This window comes from Actinomadura sp. WMMB 499 (assembly GCF_008824145.1).
Taxonomy (GTDB): domain Bacteria; phylum Actinomycetota; class Actinomycetes; order Streptosporangiales; family Streptosporangiaceae; genus Spirillospora.
In genome coordinates this window covers 4,237,976-4,255,942 of sequence record NZ_CP044407.1, presented here as the reverse complement: position 1 = coordinate 4,255,942, position 17,967 = coordinate 4,237,976, and the positions used below count along the sequence as shown (strand labels likewise).

The 17,967-nt window shown below is 73.3% G+C and carries 13 protein-coding genes, 2 tRNA genes and 1 pseudogene; 8 read left to right on the top strand and 8 right to left on the bottom strand.

Annotated elements, in window-relative coordinates; genetic code table 11:
* Positions 1 to 46 precede the first annotated feature (46 nt).
* A tRNA-Ser gene (locus F7P10_RS18675) sits at positions 47 to 135 on the bottom strand.
* A gap of 143 nt (positions 136 to 278) precedes the next feature.
* Positions 279 to 704 (bottom strand): hypothetical protein, encoded by a 426-nt coding sequence (locus tag F7P10_RS18670; RefSeq protein WP_151010511.1) that lies wholly within the window; start codon positions 702 to 704, stop codon positions 279 to 281.
* 192 nt (positions 705 to 896) lie between these two features.
* Here F7P10_RS18670 and F7P10_RS18665 point away from each other — a divergent pair.
* The 4 genes and pseudogenes from F7P10_RS18665 to F7P10_RS18650 all read left to right on the top strand — a co-directional run bounded on the left by F7P10_RS18665 (position 897) and on the right by F7P10_RS18650 (position 3,579).
* Positions 897 to 969 (top strand) — tRNA-Arg (locus F7P10_RS18665).
* A gap of 356 nt (positions 970 to 1,325) precedes the next feature.
* Positions 1,326 to 1,918, top strand: a pseudogene (locus F7P10_RS18660) (IS5/IS1182 family transposase).
* Between the two features lie 207 nt (positions 1,919 to 2,125).
* Entirely contained in the window at positions 2,126 to 2,587 is a 462-nt protein-coding gene (locus F7P10_RS18655; protein ID WP_151010509.1) for a macro domain-containing protein, read from the top strand.
* 104 nt (positions 2,588 to 2,691) lie between these two features.
* Positions 2,692 to 3,579, top strand: a complete 888-nt coding sequence (locus F7P10_RS18650; protein WP_151010507.1) for a diiron oxygenase — start codon at positions 2,692 to 2,694, stop codon at positions 3,577 to 3,579.
* Positions 3,580 to 3,612: 33 nt separating this feature from the next.
* Here the strand turns inward: F7P10_RS18650 and F7P10_RS18645 are convergent, their stop codons facing one another.
* From F7P10_RS18645 to F7P10_RS18635, 3 genes are all read right to left on the bottom strand, one after another.
* Positions 3,613 to 4,620, bottom strand: a complete 1,008-nt coding sequence (locus F7P10_RS18645) for an alpha/beta hydrolase family protein (protein WP_151010505.1) — start codon at positions 4,618 to 4,620, stop codon at positions 3,613 to 3,615.
* 88 nt (positions 4,621 to 4,708) lie between these two features.
* Positions 4,709 to 6,541, bottom strand: a complete 1,833-nt coding sequence (gene recQ / locus F7P10_RS18640; protein WP_151010503.1) for a DNA helicase RecQ — start codon at positions 6,539 to 6,541, stop codon at positions 4,709 to 4,711.
* A gap of 35 nt (positions 6,542 to 6,576) precedes the next feature.
* Positions 6,577 to 7,236, bottom strand: coding sequence for an HAD family phosphatase (locus tag F7P10_RS18635; RefSeq protein ID WP_151010501.1), 660 nt, complete (start codon positions 7,234 to 7,236; stop codon positions 6,577 to 6,579).
* A gap of 157 nt (positions 7,237 to 7,393) precedes the next feature.
* Here F7P10_RS18635 and F7P10_RS18630 point away from each other — a divergent pair, with 157 nt between their 5' ends.
* Both F7P10_RS18630 and F7P10_RS18625 read left to right on the top strand, forming a co-directional pair.
* A complete protein-coding gene (locus F7P10_RS18630) occupies positions 7,394 to 7,879 on the top strand; it encodes a hypothetical protein (protein WP_176611536.1) in 486 nt (161 codons plus the stop codon).
* Between the two features lie 92 nt (positions 7,880 to 7,971).
* On the top strand, positions 7,972 to 8,361 hold the full coding sequence (locus tag F7P10_RS18625) for a phage holin family protein (protein ID WP_151010499.1): 390 nt from the start codon (positions 7,972 to 7,974) through the stop codon (positions 8,359 to 8,361).
* Between the two features lie 89 nt (positions 8,362 to 8,450).
* Here the strand turns inward: F7P10_RS18625 and F7P10_RS18620 are convergent, their stop codons facing one another.
* The 3 genes from F7P10_RS18620 to F7P10_RS18605 all read right to left on the bottom strand — a co-directional run bounded on the left by F7P10_RS18620 (position 8,451) and on the right by F7P10_RS18605 (position 14,154).
* On the bottom strand, positions 8,451 to 11,612 hold the full coding sequence (locus F7P10_RS18620; protein WP_151010497.1) for a hypothetical protein: 3,162 nt from the start codon (positions 11,610 to 11,612) through the stop codon (positions 8,451 to 8,453).
* A 119-nt stretch (positions 11,613 to 11,731) separates the two neighbouring features.
* Positions 11,732 to 12,742, bottom strand: a complete 1,011-nt coding sequence (locus F7P10_RS18615; protein ID WP_151010495.1) for a hemolysin family protein — start codon at positions 12,740 to 12,742, stop codon at positions 11,732 to 11,734.
* Positions 12,730 to 14,154 carry a hemolysin family protein gene (locus F7P10_RS18605; RefSeq protein WP_176611535.1) on the bottom strand — a complete coding sequence of 475 codons (1,425 nt, stop codon included), beginning with the start codon at positions 14,152 to 14,154 and terminating at the stop codon, positions 12,730 to 12,732. The genes F7P10_RS18615 and F7P10_RS18605 overlap by 13 nt, the downstream gene beginning before the upstream one ends.
* A 288-nt stretch (positions 14,155 to 14,442) precedes the next feature.
* On the opposite strand from F7P10_RS18605, the gene F7P10_RS18600 reads away from it, so the two are divergent.
* Positions 14,443 to 15,693 (top strand): hypothetical protein, encoded by a 1,251-nt coding sequence (locus F7P10_RS18600; protein WP_254716694.1) that lies wholly within the window; start codon positions 14,443 to 14,445, stop codon positions 15,691 to 15,693.
* Entirely contained in the window at positions 15,690 to 17,954 is a 2,265-nt protein-coding gene (locus tag F7P10_RS18595) for a serine/threonine-protein kinase (RefSeq protein WP_151010493.1), read from the top strand. The genes F7P10_RS18600 and F7P10_RS18595 overlap by 4 nt, the downstream gene beginning before the upstream one ends.
* Positions 17,955 to 17,967 lie beyond the last annotated feature (13 nt).

Here is a 17,967-nt window from a genome sequence, read left to right as displayed (position 1 = left end):
GGCTTCGCCGAAGATCTTGCTTTCGACGAAGCCCCTGGTCATACGGCGGAGGATCGGGGATTTGAACCCCGGATGGGCTTGCACCCAAACCGCATTAGCAGTGCGGCGCCATAGACCGGACTAGGCGAATCCTCCAGTGGCCCTCGGGCACAGGACAGGCTACCGGTTCGGCGTGCCGACCGGCAAAGCCTGAGCCCGGGTCACTGAAAGCATAGCCCGGAAGGTCTGCTCGTGGGGACGATCCGCTCCCGGGGCCGCGGGAGCGGAGGTCGTCACCGTCAGCCGCCCAGGCGGAAGCCCGAGTAACCGCAGGCCTCTCCGAGTTCCGTGCCGTGCTGCTGCATCTGGCTGACGTTCGGCATGCCGCCCGACAGGTTGCCCGAGGACATCTCCTTGAGGCTATTGGCGACCGTCTCCAGGTCCGAGGCGAACGCGGTGGCGGCGGACTCGACGTCGCCGCCCGCGTTCTGTCCTTCGGTGCGGATCGTGGAGGCGGCGTCGATCCACTCGTTGGCGGTCTGCTCGGTGCCGCTGCCGGTGAGCGACGGGCTGCTGGATGCGATGCCGCGCAGCTCCGTCTCGATGTTCTTGCAGGCCTCGTCCTTGGCACCACCGCCGGCAACGTCGGCGAGGGGGCCGCACGCGGTGGAGGTGAACAGGGCGCCACCGACGGCGAGGATGCCGACCAGCTTGGTGGCAGACATGCGCATGTTTTCTCCTTCTAGGGGGGTTTGGGTCTCAGGCGAGCGTAGAGCGCGCAGGTCACTTACGTCTCGATTACCGGTTCGGCGTCTGACGAGCACGAACGGTTCCGTGACCCATGTCACGTTCGTCAGGGGTTCCAGGGGAACCGATTCGCGACCACCCGGTGGACCCGGTACAGTAATCAGCGGCAGGCACCCGTAGCTCAATGGATAGAGCATCTGACTACGGATCAGAAGGTTTGGGGTTCGAATCCCTACGGGTGCGCACAGGTCAGAAGCCCCTTGCGATCTTCGCAAGGGGCTTCTGTGCTAACGGGGCGTTCGGGCATGTCGGTGCGGAGGCCGCTTCGGGAGGAGCGTGTGCGGGCGGGGCGCGCCCTCGCGGAGCACGAGGTGCCTCCGTGTGGGGGGATCTGCTTGGGGTGCGGTCTGGGTGCTGTGCGCTTCGTGAGGCTTTCAGTAGTGGCGAGAGAGCGCTGATCACAGCATGATCGCGGGCGGAGCGGTGGTCCTTGGAAGATGAAGAACCCCTGGTAGGCAGGGTGATCTCTCACCATCGCCCGATCCTGACCAGAGGTTCTGCATGCTTTTTACTGTGCTTCGCCGTCGTTGTCGCGTTCGATGCTGGAGTACGTCGGCGGTGTCGTCCGCCGCCACCGCGGGCAGGTGGGCAGCAAGGGCCGGGTGCTGGTGCCGGGCATGCAGGCGCTGCGCGCGCAGCTGGGTGCCGGTTTCGGGGTCGGCACCGCCACCGGGTGGCGGTATGTGAACGAGATGGTGATGCTGCTGTCGGCCCGCGCTCCCAAGCTGGAGCGGGCGTCGGGACTGTCCTTCCTGGTGCAGGACGGCACGCTGATCGCCATCGAGCCGGCCGTTCTGCTGCACAACGGCATGGCATGGATCTGCAGGTCGTCGCGGTATCGGACGGGACGATCGTGTGGGTGTCGGGATCGTTGTGCGGTGCGGTCCACGACATCGAGGCCGTCCGGCACCTGGCCGACAAGGTCTGCGTCGGAGTCGGCTCGCACATCCACGTCCCGGTCAAGGGCAAGGAGCTGTCCGGTCGCAACCAGGCCCTGGGGCGGCTTCGCGGCCCTGGAGAACGGGTGAACGTGCGGCTCGAGAGCCGGGAGCTCCTCACTCGCCTACGTTGCTGCCCGCACCTGGCCGAAGCCGTTTACGTTCTTCACAACCGCGAGCACGGGGCGTACTGAAGAAGGCTCCGTGGTCGCACGCCGTGCCGGGCTGAGTAGGGCGTGTGGTTTTCGATGTTGAGGTGGGTCTGGGGCCGCCGGGTGCCGTTCTCGCGGCTTTTGGTTTTGTGGTCGGCTGCACTGGTCCGGTGATTGATGGAGGTTTTCTGGCCTTCTTGGTGCCTGCGGTGTCCGGGAAATGCCGGTTGGGCGGGTTAAAGTCGGGTCATGGGTGTTCGGTATATCAAGGGGGACGCCACGTCGCCGCAGGCGAAGGGCGTGAAGATCGTCGCGCATGTTTGCAACGATCTCGGGGGGTGGGGCAAGGGGTTCGTGCTCGCGGTGTCGCGGCGGTGGAAGGGGCCGGAGGCGGAGTATCGGGCGTGGTATCGGGGGAGGGACGGGTTCGCGCTGGGTGCGGTGCAGTTCGTGCAGGTGGAGCGGTACATCTGGGTGGCGAACATGGTCGCGCAGCGGGGGATCAGGCCGAGTCGGAGCGGGCCGCCGATCCGGTACGACGCGCTCGATCGGGCGCTGGAGAAGGTGGGGGAAAGGGCGCTGGCGTTGGGGGCGAGCGTCCATATGCCGCGTATCGGGTGCGGGTTGGCGGGTGGACGTTGGGAGCGTGTGGAGCCGTTGGTCGAGGGGCGGCTCGTGGAACGCGGGGTGAGCGTCACCGTATATGAGTAGGACGCAAAAGTCGGCGCGGTCGTATGTGTGGGTCGAATGTGGCCGGTGCTTCGCGGCGGGGAGATGGTTGGGCCGTTGGATTTCCCTCTGCCCGTGGAGTGGCGATGAAGGTGAAGGAACGGGAGGACACCGCGCGTCGGCTGCTGCGTTCGGCGGCCAAGGCGTCGTTCGATCCCGGTGTGGAGATCGATTGGGATGTCCCGATGGAACCGGGGAAGTTCTATCTGCCGCCCGAACGCGTGTCCCTGTACGGGACGGACGTGTGGCGCCGGCTGGACGACGAGCAGCGCGTCGAGCTGTCGCGGCACGAGCTGGCGAGCATGACGTACGTCGGTGTGTGGCTGGAGCTGTCGCTGATGCAGTTGTTCATGCGGTTCGTGTACGACCTCGATCCGCGCAGCGCGCACGCGCAGTTCGCGTTGACCGAGGTGGGGGACGAGACGCGCCATTCGGTGATGTTCGGTCGGCTGCTCGACCGGCTCGGCGCCCCGCGGCACCGGCTGCCCGGCATCGTGCACGGGGGCGGCCGGCTGTACAAGGCGGTCGGGTCGGGGCCGGCGATGTGGGCGACGTTCCTGGTCGGTGAGGAGGTCTTCGATCGGATGCAGCGGGCGATCATGGACGATCCGCGCGTGCAGCCGCTCGTCCGGGACGTCAGCCGCATCCACGTGATCGAGGAGGCCCGGCACGTCCGGTTCGCCCGCGAGGAGATCGTCCGGAGCATGCGGGGGATGGGGAAGGTGCGGCTGGCGATGCACCGGCTGACGGCGGCGGTCACGGCGACCGCCCCGATCGGGTTCATGATCGACCCGGAGGTCTACCGGAGCGTGGGGCTCGAACCGGAGGAGGGGCGGCGGCTCGCGCTGGAGAATCCGCACCACCGGGAGACGCTGCTGTGGATGGGCGAGAAGATCGTGCCGTTCCTGGTGGAGTTGGGGCTCGTGGACGGGCCGGGCCGGGCGCTGTGGCGGCACACCGGGCTGCTGCGGTGAGGGCGGGCCCTCGGGCGAGGGCCCGCCGGGCGGTCAAGCGCCGATCGCCGCCATCATCGGCTCCCAGTAGCGGTCCATCTCGGGCCGCCACGCCTCCCAGTTGTGCCAGCCGTCCTCGTAGACGTGCGACGTCACGGGGATGTCGAGGGAGTCGAGGCGGCGCAGGAACGACTGGGTGGTGCGGCCGCAGGTGACCTCGTGGACTTGGACGGACTCCTCTTCGCCGGGTGCCGGGGCGTCGTGCGGGCCGGGCAGGCCGGTGGTGCCGGTGGAGACGAACAGGCCGACGCCGCGCAGGTTCCGGGCCAGGACCCACGGGTCGTGCGCGAGCCAGTTCTCGGCGTCGACGCCCGGTACGCCCCAGACGTCCATGGCGTCCTCGGTGTCGGTGTAGAGGGCCTGCGTGAGCACGAGCATGGTGGGGATGCCCGGCATGGTCATGTGCATGACCCCGCTGGACGCGGCGACGTACTTGAAGATCCCGGGGTGCCGTGCGGCGTACGCCATCGCGCCGCTCGCACCGGAGGAGATGCCCATCGCGGCGCGGGTCGTCCCCGCGCGGAAGTTGCGTTCCATGAGCTGGACGACCTCGGTGGTGTGGAACGTCTCCCACATCGGCGGCCCGCCCTCGCCGTCGTTGTACCAGTCGACGTACGCGCCGTTGGCGGCCTCGGGCATCACGACCATGACGTCGTGGCGGGCCGCGTACGCCTCGATGTCGGTGCTGCGCGTCCAGGAGACGTAGCCGTCGCGGCCCCCGTGGTAGGCGTACACGACGGGCCAGGCGCGTGCGGCGTCCGGCGACCAGCCGTCCGGCACCAGGACCCGCACCTTGACCTGCTGCGCGAGGCTCGGGGTGTCGACGGTGACGTCGAAGGTGCGGTCGTCCAGCCAGGTCTGGCCGGTGATCCGCGCGCCGGTGTCGGCGGGCGCGAAGGACGGCGCGGCCGCCCGGACGGGCGAGAGGGGGACGGCGATCAGCAGTGCGGTGATCGCCGCGAGGACGGCTCGGCGCGCCTGCGCGCGCGTGCGGTGGGTCATGCGAGGAAGCTAGGGTCGCCCGTGCGGCGCGACACCTGACGCGGGCAACGAATGTGTCGGGCCCGATTGCGCGGCGGGTGCGTGGACCTCAGCCGGCGAGGGTCTCGAGGACCTGCTCGCCGTACTTCGCCAGCTTGTTCTCGCCGACCCCGCTCACGCCGCCCAGTTCGGCGAGGGTCGAGGGGCGGGCGGTCGCGATCTCGCGGAGCGTCGCGTCGTGGAAGATCACGTAGGCGGGGACGCCCTGTTCCTTGGCGGTCGCGGCGCGCCAGGCGCGCAGCCGCTCGAACAGCGGTGCGGCCTCCTCGGACAGTTCGACGGGGGCCTTGCGCTCCTTCGCGGTCTTGGTGGTTTTCGCGGTCGGTCGTTCCGGTTCGCGGCGCATCATCACCTGGCGGCCGCCGCGCAGCACCTCGGCGCTCGCGTCGGTGAGGACGAGCGCGCCGTAGTTGCTCTCGACGGCGATCAGGCCCTGGGCGAGGAGTTGCCGGACGACGCCGCGCCATTCGACGTCGCGCAGCTCGGTGCCGATGCCGAACGTTTTCAGGTCGTCGTGGTCGAACTGGATGATCTTCGCGTTCTTCTTCCCGAGCAGGATGTCGACGATGTGCCCGGCGCCGAACTTCTGCCGGCGTTCCCGGTCGAGCCGCACGACCGTCGAGAGCACCTTCTGCGCCGGGACGGTCGCGTCCCACGTCTCGGGCGGGGTGATGCAGGTGTCGCAGTTGCCGCAGGGTTCGGCGGCCTGCCCGAAGTAGTTCAGGAGCTGGACGCGGCGGCAGCCGGGCGTCTCGCACAGCGCGAGCATCGCGTCGAGGTGGGTGCTCTGCCGGTGGCGGAACGCGGCGTCGCCCTCCCCGGAGTCGATCATCTTGCGCAGGTTGACGACGTCCTGCAGGCCGTAGGCGAGCCAGGCGGTGGACGGGAGCCCGTCGCGTCCCGCGCGTCCGGTCTCCTGGTAGTAGCCCTCGACCGACTTCGGCAGGTCGAGGTGGGCAACGAACCGGACGTCCGGTTTGTCGATGCCCATGCCGAACGCGATGGTCGCGACGACGACGAGCCCGTCCTCCCGCAGGAACCGGGACTGGTTCGTCGCGCGCGTCCCGGCGTCCAGACCCGCGTGGTAGGGGACGGCCTCGATGCCGTTGTCGGTGAGGAACCGCGCGTGCTTCTCCACCGAGTTGCGCGACAGGCAGTACACGATGCCCGCGTCGCCCTCGTGCTCGGTCTGCAGGAGGCGGAGGAGCTGGCGTTTCGGGTCGGTCTTCGGCTCGATGCGGTACTGGATGTTCGGACGGTCGAAGCTCGCGACGAAGTGCCGGGCCCGTTCGAGGTCGAGCCGGGACGCGATCTCCGCGCGGGTCGCCTCGGTCGCGGTGGCGGTGAGGGCGATCCGCGGGACGTCCGGCCAGCGTTCGTGCAGGCCGGACAGCATCAGGTAGTCGGGCCGGAAGTCGTGCCCCCACTGCGACACGCAGTGCGCCTCGTCGATCGCGAACAGCGAGACGTCGCCGCGGTCGAGCAGCTCGACGGTCGCCGGGAGGCGCAGCCGCTCGGGCGCGAGGTAGAGCAGGTCGAGCTCGCCCTGGACGAACTGGGCCTCGACGATGCGGCGCTCGTCCAGGTCCTGGGTGGAGTTGAGGAAGCCCGCGCGGACGCCGAGCGCGCGCAGGGCGTCCACCTGGTCCTGCATGAGGGCGATCAGGGGGGAGATCACGATGCCGGTGCCCTTCCGGACCAGCGCCGGGATCTGGTAGCACAGCGACTTCCCGCCGCCGGTCGGCATCAGGACCAGCGCGTCCCCGCCGGAGACCACGTGCTCGACGATCTCCCGCTGGCCGTCCCGGAACGTGTCGTAGCCGAACACGCGCCGCAGCGTCTCGTCGATCTCGACGGTCTCGGGAGTCTCGGGGGAGGACATTCGCCCATACTAGGAGCCGTCGCCGGCACCGTGCGTCACTTCGCCGCCTTGTGGATAACCTCCACGGTCAGGTCGTCCAGGCCGTCCGCGACGTGCGCGGCGAGGGCCAGGGCGTCCGGTGCGGGCGGGTGCGCGGGGCGCGGGATCGCGATCACCCGCATGCCGGCGGCGTGCGCGGAGCGGAGCCCGTTCGAGGAGTCCTCGATCGCGACGCACGCGTCGGCCCGGACGCCGAGCTGCGCGGCCACGGTGAGATATCCGTCCGGTGCCGGTTTGCCCCGGTCGACCTCCTCGGTGGAGACGGTCGCGGGGAACAGCGACTCCACGCCGAGCCGCCCGAGGACGATGTCGATCAGGGCGCGCGGGGACGAGCTGGCGAGCCCGAGCGGACGGTGCTCGGCCATCCGGCGCACGGCCTCCCGCGCGCCCGGCAGGACGGGCAGGTGCTCGGTGTACCGCTGCGACATGCGATCGATCACCGCGTACGCGACGTCCTCGGCGTCCACCCCGTCGACGAGGTCGGTCGCGATGTAGGCGGCCCACTCGTCGGTGCTCATGCCCATCAGCCGGTCCTGGGTGTCCGGGAGCCAGCGGCCGCCGAGCTCGGCGACGTAGGCGCGCCGGACGTCCTCCCAGACGGGCTCGGAGTCGATCAGGACCCCGTCCAGGTCGAACACGATGGCCTGCAGGGGCATGGTCGTCCTCCCGGTGTCGCTGTGGTCCGTGGTACCCGGGGCGCGGGTGCCGGAACCAAACCGGGCGAATGCTGATTTTTCGGATCTTGTACACGTGTTCTGGCATGGTGGGTGTCCTCCGTACCCCCTCCGGAGTCACAGCAGAGGAGCTCTGCACATGGTTTTCGTCGGATTCCTCCTGGTCGCGGCCGCGATCACGGCCGGCGCGGGCGTCCTGCTCGCCAACACCGGCCCCGCCGAACTCGTCGTCTTCGGCCAGGACGTCCCGCTCGTGAGCAACGAGTGGCAGGTGTTCGCCGCCGGCGCCGCCGTCGCGGCCGTCTTCGTCATCGGCACGATGCTCACCTTCATGGGCGCCGGCCGGATCCTCCGCAGCCGCCGCGACCTGCGCGACCTGCGGGAAGAGCACGAGGAGTCGCTCACCACCCTGGAGATGGAGAAGCGGCGCCTCGAGCGCGAACTCGCGCGCGCCCGCCAGGGCAAGGGCGGGACGCCCGCCGACCGTCCGGCGCCCCCCGGCGAGCCGGGACGCCCGGGGACGCAGGCGTGGCCGCCGCCCCCCGCCCCCGCGCCCGCCCCCGCGCCCGCGCCCGCCGGCCGGGGCCCGTCCGTCCGGTCTCCCTTCTTCGACCGGAACGAATGAGGCCGTCTCCTACCTGAAGTTGATCGGCGCACCCCGCGAAATCGCCGCATGGACTGATGGCGGCCCCGGGGGCGGCCGCGCACCCTGGTGATGTGCGCATTCTTCTCAAGGTGGGCATCACCGCGGTCGCCCTGTGGGCCGCCACCGCGCTGATCCACGGCATCACCGTCCAGGGCGTCACGGGCGTCGGCGACACCGCCGGCGGACGTGCGCTGACCCTCCTCGGCGTCGCCGTCGTCTTCGGCATCGTCAACGCGATCATCAAGCCGATCGTGAAGACGCTGGGCTGCGCCTTCTACGTACTGACCCTCGGCCTCATCGGCCTCGTCGTCAACGCGGGCCTGCTGTGGCTGACCAGCGAGGTCGCCGCCCGCCTCGAGCTGCCGTTCCACGTCGACGGCTTCTGGGCCGCCTTCTGGGGCGCGATCGTCGTCGGCGTGGTCGGCTGGGTGCTGAACCTGTTCGTGGACGACGACGACTGACGGCCCGGCGGGCGGTCAATCGGCCGTCCGTCCGTCCGGCACGGGGACCGTCCGAGGGAGCCCGCCCGCTCCTCGGACGGTCCCGTCGTTTACGGGTGCCGGTCGTCCGGGCGGGACGGCCCGTCCTCGGACGGGCCGTTTTCGGGCGGCGTCGTGTCGATGGCCGTCGTGTCGTCGGTTGTCGGGTCGGGTGGTGGCGCGTGCTCGGGTGGGGTGTCGACGGTCGTGGCGTCGGCGAGTGTCGCGTCCTCGGGCAACGCGTCCGGCGGCGCGTCGACGGTCGTGGCGTCCGCGATCGTCGGATCTGCGGGCGGCGCGTCCTCCGGCGGGGCGTCGACGATCGTCGGGTCGGCGTCCTCGCTGGGCGCCCGGCCGAGCGGGCCCCTGGTCAGGCGCTCGGCGGGCTCCTCGCCCGCGTACTCCCGGTGGGCGGGCGGGCTCGCGCCGGGCGCGCCGACCAGGACCCGGCGGCGGGCCCGGACGGCGCCGAGGAGGAAGTCCGCGTCCCGGACGTCCCCCGCGGTGACGAGCGCGTCGAACTCGGTGTCCTGGATCGCGAGGCCCGCGGCGACCGGGGTGCCGACGACGACGTCGGCCGTCCGGAGGAGGACGTCGGCGTCGAGCGCCCGGCCGTCCAGGTACGCGGTGAGCTCCTCGATGCGGGCCATCGCGCGGGACTGGTGCGCGGCGATCGCCTCCGGCTCGGCGGACGGGCTCGAACCGGAGATCTCCTCGACGTGTTCCCGCGCGCGCGCTTCCGCCTCCTCGGCCGTCTGCAGTTCGGCGTCGCGCGCGGCGAGTTCGTCCTGGGCCTCCGCGGAACGGCGCTCCAGCGTGGCCGACGCCTCCGCCGCCCGCCCGGCTGCTTCCTCGGCCGCGGCGCCCTCCCGTTCCGCGGTGGCGAGCGCCTCCGCGCGCGCCGTCCGCGCGGCCTCGACGCGCTCCTCGATCTTCCGCGCCGCCTGCTTCGCGAGCCGGGCCGCCAGGCCCGCCTCCGTCGCGCGATGGACCGCCTCCGCGGCGAGCCGCGCCTGCTCGCGGTGCTCGGCGTCGGCCCGCTCCCGCTCGGTCGCGAGCCACGTCAGCTCCTCGCCGAGCCGCTGCTGCGCCTCCCGCGCCGAGCTCAGCCGCGCGCCTCCGTCGGCCACGAACTGGTCGAGGCCGCGCCGCAGCCGGTCGGCCTCCTCGGCCGCGTGCCGGGCCTCCGCCGCGCGCTTCGCCGCCTCGTCCGCCTCCCGGCGCCGCGCCTTCACCTCCGCGCGCATGCTCCGCAGCCCGGACGGCGGCGACGCCACGTGCAGCTTCTGCCCGATCGACATCTTCTTCTGCATCGCCGACAGCGCCGACTCGGCCGACACCAGCCGGTAGTAGCTCGCGTGCCCCTCCGCCGCCGCGTCCGCGTCCGCCGCCACCGCCCGTTCGGCGTCCTGGACGGCCGCCGGCAGCGCCTCGTGCGCCCGCTGCAGCTCGTCCGCTAGCGACTCCTCCACCTGCCGCGCGGCCTGCATCTCCCCTTGGGCTTGCTGGGTGCGCCGGCCCAGCTCCGTGCACCGCGCGTGGGCCGCGTCGGCGACGCGCGTCAACTCTCCGGCCTCGGCCGACACCGTGTCCGCGGCGGCCTGCAGCCGCTCCGCCTCCGCCTGCGGGCCCACCAGTTCCGCCTCGGCCGCGCGCTGCTCGACGTCCAGCCGCTCGGCCTCGGCGGCCGCCTCGGCGGCGGCGCCCGCCGCGGACTCCGCCGCGCCCCGCGCCTCCTCGATCGCCGCGACCAGCGACGCCCGCTCCGCCTCGAGTTCCTCGCGCCGCCGCAGGTTCACGGCCCGCACCGATTCCAGCGCCGCGTGGTCGCGCGGCCACTGCTCGAGCCACATCGACCCGCGCCGGAGCATGCGCAGCTCTGTCTGCCACGACTGCCGCCACGCCTCCCCGGCCGTCCGCAGCACCGCGCCGCGCACCCACGTCTCCGGCGCGGACGGCACCGGGAGCGCCTGCACGCGCGTGACGTCCGGAACCAGCTTGAATTCGACGGTCCCGTGCGGGGGCTTCGGCCGCTCGGGCGGTTTCCGGGGCGGCTCGGGCGGCGCCTCCCCCGGCTCGGTGTCGACGGCCAGCGCGAACACCCCGGTGTCGGCCTCGAACTCGCGCAGCACCGCGGCCGCCCGCAACGCCGTCGGGGCCAGCACCAGGACGCGTTCCCCCGCCGCGAGCAGCCCGTCCACGACCTCCCGGACGGCCGCCGCCTCGCCCGCCTCGCCGGACACGCGCACGATGCGGACATCGTCCGTCCCCGGCACGTCCCGCGAGTCGATGACGAACCGCGCGAGGACTTCCCAGTCCCCGGCGACCCGCCGCTCCCGGAACGCCCGCAGGGCCGCGAGCCGGGTGCCCCACCCGACCGTCCCCTCGTCGCGCGGCGCCGCGTCGAGCCGCTCGTAGGCCTCGATCAGCGCGTCGCACACCCGCTCGGCGCGCTCCCGAACCTCCCCCGGCTCGAGCCGCTCCGGCCCCGCCGGTGGCGTGTCCGGGTGTTCGCCGGCGGTCGGCTCGTCCGGGGCGTTGCCGGACGTGTGGTCGAGCGGTTCCGGGGCGTCTGAGGGGCCGGTGCCGGGGTTCTCGGCCCCCGCAGGGGACGAGTCCGCGTGCTCGCCGGTGTTCTGCTCGGCCAGTGGGTCGTCGGACGTCTCGTGGTGCGGTTCCGGGGGACCTGCCGGGTCGGGGCTTTCCGAGGCCGTCAGGGGCGTCGCCGAAGGCCCGTCGGTGTTCCGCTCCGCCGGCGTGTTGCCGGACGTGTCGTTTTCGGGCGCCCGGGGGTCTGCGGGGCTGTCGGGCACGGCGGGTGGTTGGCCCTCGGGGGGTGCCACCTCTGCGGGGGAGTCGTCGGTGCCGGGCTCGTTCTCGCGTTCGGCCGCCGGTGGGGTGGTGGACGCCTCGTGGTCGGGCGTCCGGTCGGCCTGGGCCTCGCCGTCGTCCGCGTCCTTTCCCGCCGGCGGGCCATGGGGAGGCTCCGGCGCGTCGGTGCCGCCGGGGTCCGGGGCCGGTTCCGGGGCGCGGTCCGGCGCGGGCGCGGTGTGGGGGACGGGACGGGGCGTGGCCTCGGGCCCGTCGGCGTTCTCCGGGGCCGCCGGTGCGGCGCCGGGCTCCGGCTCGGGTTCCTCGCTCGCCGGCAGGGGGAGTTCGTCGGTGGGGATCTCGGACTCGGGGACGTACGTGGGGACGGGCTCGTCGCCCGGTCCGCTCGTTGACTTGTTCACCGACGCCATCCCCGTCCAGATCGACCTCGCGGCCGTTTCTCTCCTCTTCTACTCGTGTCTAACGTCTCACACCCGGTGAAAGTGCGGCGGCGTGAAGATCATCACGCCGCCGCACGGGTTCAGTGCGGGTTCGTGGCGAGCAGTTCCGCGAGCAGGTCGTCGAGGGTCACGATGCCCGTGAACTCGCCGTCGGCGTCGTTGACGACGGCGAGCGGGGCGCGGGTTCGGCGGAGCCGGCTGACGGCGTCGAGGACGGTGGTCTCGGCGGTGAGGACGGGCGCGGGGTGTGCGAGGTCGGCGGCGCGGCGCTCGCCGTTCGGTTCGGTGATCGCGGCGCGGACGTGCACGATCCCGGGGACGCCCGGGCCGCGGACGAGCAACCGGCTGTGGCCGCTCGCGGTGGCCACGCGGCGGATCTGTGCGGCGGACGCGTCGGCGTCGATCGTGGTGACGGACGTCGCGGGGACGACGAGGCGGCCGACGGTGACCTCGCGTGCGGAGATCGCGCGGCGCAGGAGTTCGTGGTCGTGGCGGCCGATGAGTCCGAGGCGCCGGGACTCGCCGAGGAGGTGGCTGAGTCGGGCGGGGTCGGTGTGGTCGTCGAGTTCGTCCTTCGGGGTGACGCGGATCAGCCGCAGCATGGCGTTCGTCGTGGAGTTCAGGGACGACAGGACGGGTCGGGAGACCTTCGCGAACGCGCGGAACGGGAGCGCGAGGATGAGCGCGGCCCGTTCGGGGTGGGAGATCGCCCACGATTTGGGGGCCATCTCGCCGACGACCATGTGCAGGAACGTGACGACCGCGAGCGCGCAGGCGAGGGCGATGGCCTTCGTGGCGGCTTCGGGGACGCCGAGGGCGTGCAGGGGCGGTTCGAGGTAGTGCTCGAAGGCGGGTTCGGTGACGATGGCGAGGCCGAGCGAGCACATCGTGATCCCGAACTGGGCGCCCGCGAGCATCAGGGAGAGTTCGCGGACGCCCGCGAGGGCCGCGACGGCGGGGCGGCTGCCGGTGGCGGCGGCGCGCTCGAGCTGGGGCCGGCCGGCGGCGACGAGCGCGAACTCGGCGGCGACGAAGAAGCCGTTCCCGGCCAGGAGCAGGACGGTGATCAGCAGGGTGGTCAGCGGGTCCACGCGGCCTCCTGGTCGGCGGCCTGCCGCTCCGCGGGCTCCTGCTCCCCGGGCTCCCGCTCCACGGGCTCCTGCTCCGCGGGCTCCCGCCGCACCGCCTCGGGCTCCAGGGCCTCCGCGGCGTTGATCTTGATTTTCTCGGCGACCCGGCGGGCGATGCTGACGACCTCGAGGTCGACGCGGGCGGCGTCGAGGTCGAGGGTGAGGCGGTCGCCGGAGGTCGGGAGGCGGCGGAGCCGGGCCATGACGAGTCCGCCGAGGGTGTCGTAGGAGTCGCCCTCGGGCAGGGCGAGCCCGGTCAGGCGGGACACCTCGTCGATCCGCATGCCGGCGTCGACGAGCCAGGAGCCGTCGGGCGCGGTGGTGGGGGCGTCCTCGTGGGCGTCGGTCTCGTCGGCGATCTCCCCGACGAGTTCCTCGGCGACGTCCTCGAAGGTGAGGATGCCGGCGAGGCCGCCGTACTCGTCGACGACGCACGCGAACTCCTCGCCGGTGTCGCGCATCTGCTCGATGACGCCGTACAGGGGCTGGCTGCCGGGGACGAGCAGGGCGGGACGGGCGATGCGGGCGAGCGGCGTCGCGGGGTCGAGGGCGTCGTCGGCGACCTCGCGGACGCCCGCGACGCCGACGACGTCGTCGACCTCGGTGCCGTAGACGGGGTAGGCGCTGTGGCCGGTCTCGCGGATGACGGCGACCAGGTCGCCGGCGGTCGCGCTGCCGGGCAGGGACCGGACGGACGGGCGCGGCACCATGACCTCGTCGGCGGTGCGGTCGCCGAACGAGAGGGCGCGGTCGAGCAGGCCGGACAGGTCGGCGGGCAGGTGCCCGGAGCTGTGCGACTTGCCGATGATGTCGCCGAGTTCCTCCAGGGTCGCGCCGCCGTGTAGTTCCTCGACGGGTTCGACGCCGACGGCGCGCAGGAGCCGTTCGGCGGACCGGTCGAACAGCCGGATGAGCGGCCCGAAGACCGTGAGGTAGACGAGGGTGGAGGCGGCCAGCGCGCGCGCCAGGGATTCGGCGCGGGCCAGTGCGAGGTTCTTGGGGAAGAGTTCGCCCAGCAGCATCTGGATGAGGGTCGCGAGGACGAACCCGGTGGCGAGGGCGATCGCTCCGGTGGCGCCGTCGGGGATGCCGAGGACGGTGAGGAGCGGCTCGATGAGTTCGGCGAGGGCCGGTTTGGCGATGAAGCCGACCACGAGGGTGGTCATCGTGATGCCGAGCTGGGCGCCGGAGAGCATGAACGACACGCGGCCGATGACCTTGACGGCCCGTTTGGCGGAGGTGTCGCCGCGCGCGGCGGCCTGTTCGAGTGTCGCGCGGTCGGCGGCGACGAAGGCGAATTCCTGGGCCACGAAGTAGCCGGTGGCGGCGGTGAGGATGATCACCGCGAGTACGCCCAGTACAGCGGTTACCACGTTGCACCGGGTCTATGACTGGGGTCCGACACCGCGGACTCACTGCTCCTTTCAGTCGGGAGTCATCTGGGTAACGCCATCTTGCGCCATCCCGTTCCCGGTGGAAAGAGTACGGCCACGGCTTTCGGGCGCCGGAGGCCGAGTGCGGCCGGAGGGTGCCTGTGGAGAAAGAAGCTTGTCTCGCCTAGTGTCACGGATCACACTTGTTAGGGAGTGTCTGCCCGATCCTGGTGCGATCCGTGCTCCCAGGCGCACGGGCGGGGGGACGCCACCACGGGGACCGAGAGGATGCGCGGGGCTGACGTGGACGAGAGCGGGGCCGGGGCCGCCGCGCCCATGAGCCGGGAGGGCATCGACCATGCCCTGCGGGGGCTGGAAGCGGAACGCGACCGCATCTCGGCGTCGCTGGTGGACCTGGAGCAGCACGCGGGCATGCGGCTGCTGAAGGGCGCGCGGCTGTCCGGGGAGACGTACCGGCGGTGGGCGGCGGCGCAGGCGCGGCTGGACCTGCTGTGGCGGATGTTCGAGGCGTACCGGGGGGTGCTGGCGGACGCGGCGGGGCTGCGCGACCGGTCGTCCCGTCCGGACGTGGCGGTGCTGGCGGAGCTGACGGGGATGCTGTCGGGCTCGTCGGTGCCGCTGCCGGACGGCGAGGTCCCGCTGGCGGAGCGGACGCTGCTGGGGCCGCGGGAGCGGAGCGTCCCGCTGGACGAGGCGGTCGCGGTGATGTCGGAGGCGTTCGAGTTCGTCGCGCGGGAGGTGGCGGCGGCGGACGCGGCGTGGTCGGCGCTGCTGCTGCCGCTGGAGGAGGCGGAGGCGCGGTGGCGGGACGCGTCCCGGCTGGCGCACGCGCTGGACGGCACGCGGCACCCGGAGCTGGACCGGCTGGGCCGCGAGCTGACGGCGCTGGGCCGGGTGGTGCGCACCGATCCGCTGTCGCTGGTGCGGGACGGGCGCGCGGACACCGCGCGCCTGGACCGGCTGTGCGGGACGCTGCGGGCGCTGGCCGACGAGCTGGCGGGCGTGACGCGGCTGCGGGACGGGTACGAGGCGGTCGCGGCGCAGCTCGCGGCGTCGGTGGAGGAGGTCGCGCGGGTCGAGGGGGAGGCGGCGCGGGCGTACGAGACGGTCCTGGTGAAGATCGGGTCGTCGACGCTGCCGGAGCCGGCGCGGGACCTGGCGGCGGGGCTGCGGGACCGGATGGCGGCGCTGGAGCGGCTGCGGGAGGCGGGCCGCTGGGTGGAGCTGGCGGGGCAGGTGGCGCAGCTGGAGCGGGCGGCGGAGGACGCGCTGGAGCGGGCGCGCAGCGATCTGCGGCTGAGCGCGGGGCTGCTGGAGCGGCGGGCGGAGCTGCGGGGGCGGCTGGACGCGTACCGGGCGAAGGCGGCGCGGCTGGGCCTGGCGGAGGACGAGCGGCTCTGCGCGCTGTACGAGGAGGCGCGGGACGTGCTGTGGACGGCCCCCTGCGATCTGCGCCGCGCGACGGCGCTGCTGGCGGAGTACCAGCGGGCGGTCCGGGCGGGTGGGGCCGCCCGATGAACCGGTGCGCCCAGCCCGGCTGCGCGGGCGTCGTGGACGCGGACGGCTTCTGCGACGTCTGCGGCATGGCTCCCCCGGAGGAGCCGGCGCACGAGTCGGCGGCGCCCGTCCCCGCGACGGTGGCCTCGGCCCCGTCCGCCCAGGCCGCGCCCCTTTCGCCCGGTTCGGGGGGTTCCGGGTCGGGCGGTTCGGGACGGCGGGGGATGCTGGGCGCGGGCCTGGTGGAGGTGCCGCCGGTCCCGGCGCGCGACCCGGCGTCGGCGATCATGCCGGATCCGCGGGTGCCGGAGCACCGGCGGTTCTGCAGCCGCTGCGGCGAGAAGGTGGGCCGGGGCCGCGACGGCCGTCCGGGACGCACGGAGGGGTTCTGCCCGCACTGCGGGCACGCGTTCGCGTTCACCCCGAGGCTGCGGCCGGGGGATCTGGTCGGCGGGCAGTACGAGGTGCTCGGCTGCCTCGCGCACGGCGGGCTCGGCTGGGTGTACCTGGCGCGGGACCACAACGTCAGCGGCCGGTGGGTGGTGCTGAAGGGCCTGCTGGACGCCGGGGACGCCGATTCGCTCGCGGCGGCGACGGCCGAGCGGGCGTTCCTCGCGGAGGTCGAGCACCCCAACATCGTCAAGATCTACAACTTCGTGCGGCACGGCGACTCCGGCTACATCGTGATGGAGTACGTCGGCGGCCGGTCGCTGAAGGACATCCTGCTGAGCCGCCGCGACGCGGCGGGCGAGGACGCGGCGCTGCCGCTCGGGCAGGTGATCGCGTACGGGCTGGAGGTGCTGAGGGCGCTCGGCTACCTGCACGGGGTCGGGCTGCTGTACTGCGACTTCAAGCCGGACAACGCGATCCAGTCGGAGGAGCAGCTGAAGCTGATCGACCTCGGCGGGGTGCGGCGGGCGGCGGACGCGGAGGGGCCGGTGTTCGGCACGCCGGGCTACCAGGCGCCGGAGGTCGCCTCGCGGGGGCCGTCGGTGGCGTCGGACCTGTACACGGTCGGCCGGACGCTGGCGGTGCTGAGCTTCCCGTTCCGCGGGTACACGGGGCGGCACCTGCGGAGCCTGCCGCCGCGGCACGAGGTGCCGCTGTTCGAGCGGTTCGAGTCCTACCACCGGCTGCTGCGGCGCGCGACGCACCCGGAGCCGTCCCGCCGGTTCCGGAGCGCGGCGGAGATGGCGGACCAGCTGACCGGGGTGCTGCGGGAGGTGCTGTCGGCGGAGGACGGACGGCCGCGCCCGGCGGCGTCGCCGGAGTTCGGCGCCGAGCAGTTCACGGCGGGCGCGGAGGTCGCGGCGGCGGGGCCGGGCGGCGGGTCCGCGCCGGTGCTGGCGGTGCCCGAGCCGGCCGCGGCGGCGTCCGCGCTGCCCGCCCCGCTGGTGCCGCGGTCGGACCCGGCGTCGGCGTTCCTGGCCGGGCTGACCGCCCGCGATCCCGGCGACCTGGCGGTCGCGCTGAGTTCCGCGCCGGTCACCTCGCCCGAGGTGAAGCTGGCGCTGGCGCGCGCACGGATCGGGCTGGGCGACCCGGCCGGGGCGGAGAGCCTCCTCGACGAGATCGCCGAGGAGCGGCCCGGCGACTGGCGGGTCGACTGGTACCGGGGGGTGCGGGCGCTGGCGGACGGCGACCCGGCGTCGGCGGCGCGCACGTTCAACGGCCTGTACGACCTGATGCCGGGCGAGCAGGCGCCGAAGCTGGCGCTGGCGTTCTGCCACGAGTGCCGGGGCGACGGGGCGTCCGCGGGACCCTACTACGAGACGGTGTGGCGCACGGATCCGACGCACGTCAGCGCGGCGTTCGGGCTGGCGCGGGTGCGGCTCGCGGCGGGCGACCGGGCGGGCGCGGAGCGGGTGCTGGACGCGGTGCCGCGGATCTCCAGCGACTACCTGTCGGCGCAGCTCGCGGCGGTCGCCGCGGCCGTGCGGGGCCGCGATCCGGGGGCGCTGTCGGCGGCGGCGCTGCTGGCGGCGGGGCGGCGGCTGGAGTCCCTGCGGCTGGACACCGAGCGGCGCGCCGCGTTCTCGGCGGAGGTGCTGGAGGCGGCGCTGGCGTGGGCGCGGTCCGGTGCCGGGACGGGCGCCGCCGGGACGGCCGCGGCACGGTTCAGGTCCGGGCGCAGGCTGCTGGGCACGCCGCTGCGCGAGCCCGCCCTGCGCGCGCGCCTGGAGGAGACGTACCGGGTCCTCGCCAAGCTCGCGGACGGGCGGGACGTCCGGCACGCGATGGTCCGGCGGGCCAACGCCGTCCGCCCGCGAACGCTGCTGTGAGCCCGCCGCCGTC

Coding starts and splice junctions, on each gene's coding strand:
- F7P10_RS18600 (WP_254716694.1), top strand. CDS start 14,443: ATGCGCGGGGCTGACGTGGACGAGAGCGGGGCCGGGGCCGCCGCGCCC.
- F7P10_RS18630 (WP_176611536.1), top strand. CDS start 7,394: ATGGTTTTCGTCGGATTCCTCCTGGTCGCGGCCGCGATCACGGCCGGC.
- F7P10_RS18655 (WP_151010509.1), top strand. CDS start 2,126: ATGGGTGTTCGGTATATCAAGGGGGACGCCACGTCGCCGCAGGCGAAG.
- F7P10_RS18635 (WP_151010501.1), bottom strand. CDS start 7,236: ATGCCCCTGCAGGCCATCGTGTTCGACCTGGACGGGGTCCTGATCGAC.
- F7P10_RS18670 (WP_151010511.1), bottom strand. CDS start 704: ATGTCTGCCACCAAGCTGGTCGGCATCCTCGCCGTCGGTGGCGCCCTG.
- F7P10_RS18645 (WP_151010505.1), bottom strand. CDS start 4,620: ATGACCCACCGCACGCGCGCGCAGGCGCGCCGAGCCGTCCTCGCGGCG.
- F7P10_RS18650 (WP_151010507.1), top strand. CDS start 2,692: ATGAAGGTGAAGGAACGGGAGGACACCGCGCGTCGGCTGCTGCGTTCG.
- recQ (WP_151010503.1), bottom strand. CDS start 6,541: ATGTCCTCCCCCGAGACTCCCGAGACCGTCGAGATCGACGAGACGCTG.
- F7P10_RS18595 (WP_151010493.1), top strand. CDS start 15,690: ATGAACCGGTGCGCCCAGCCCGGCTGCGCGGGCGTCGTGGACGCGGAC.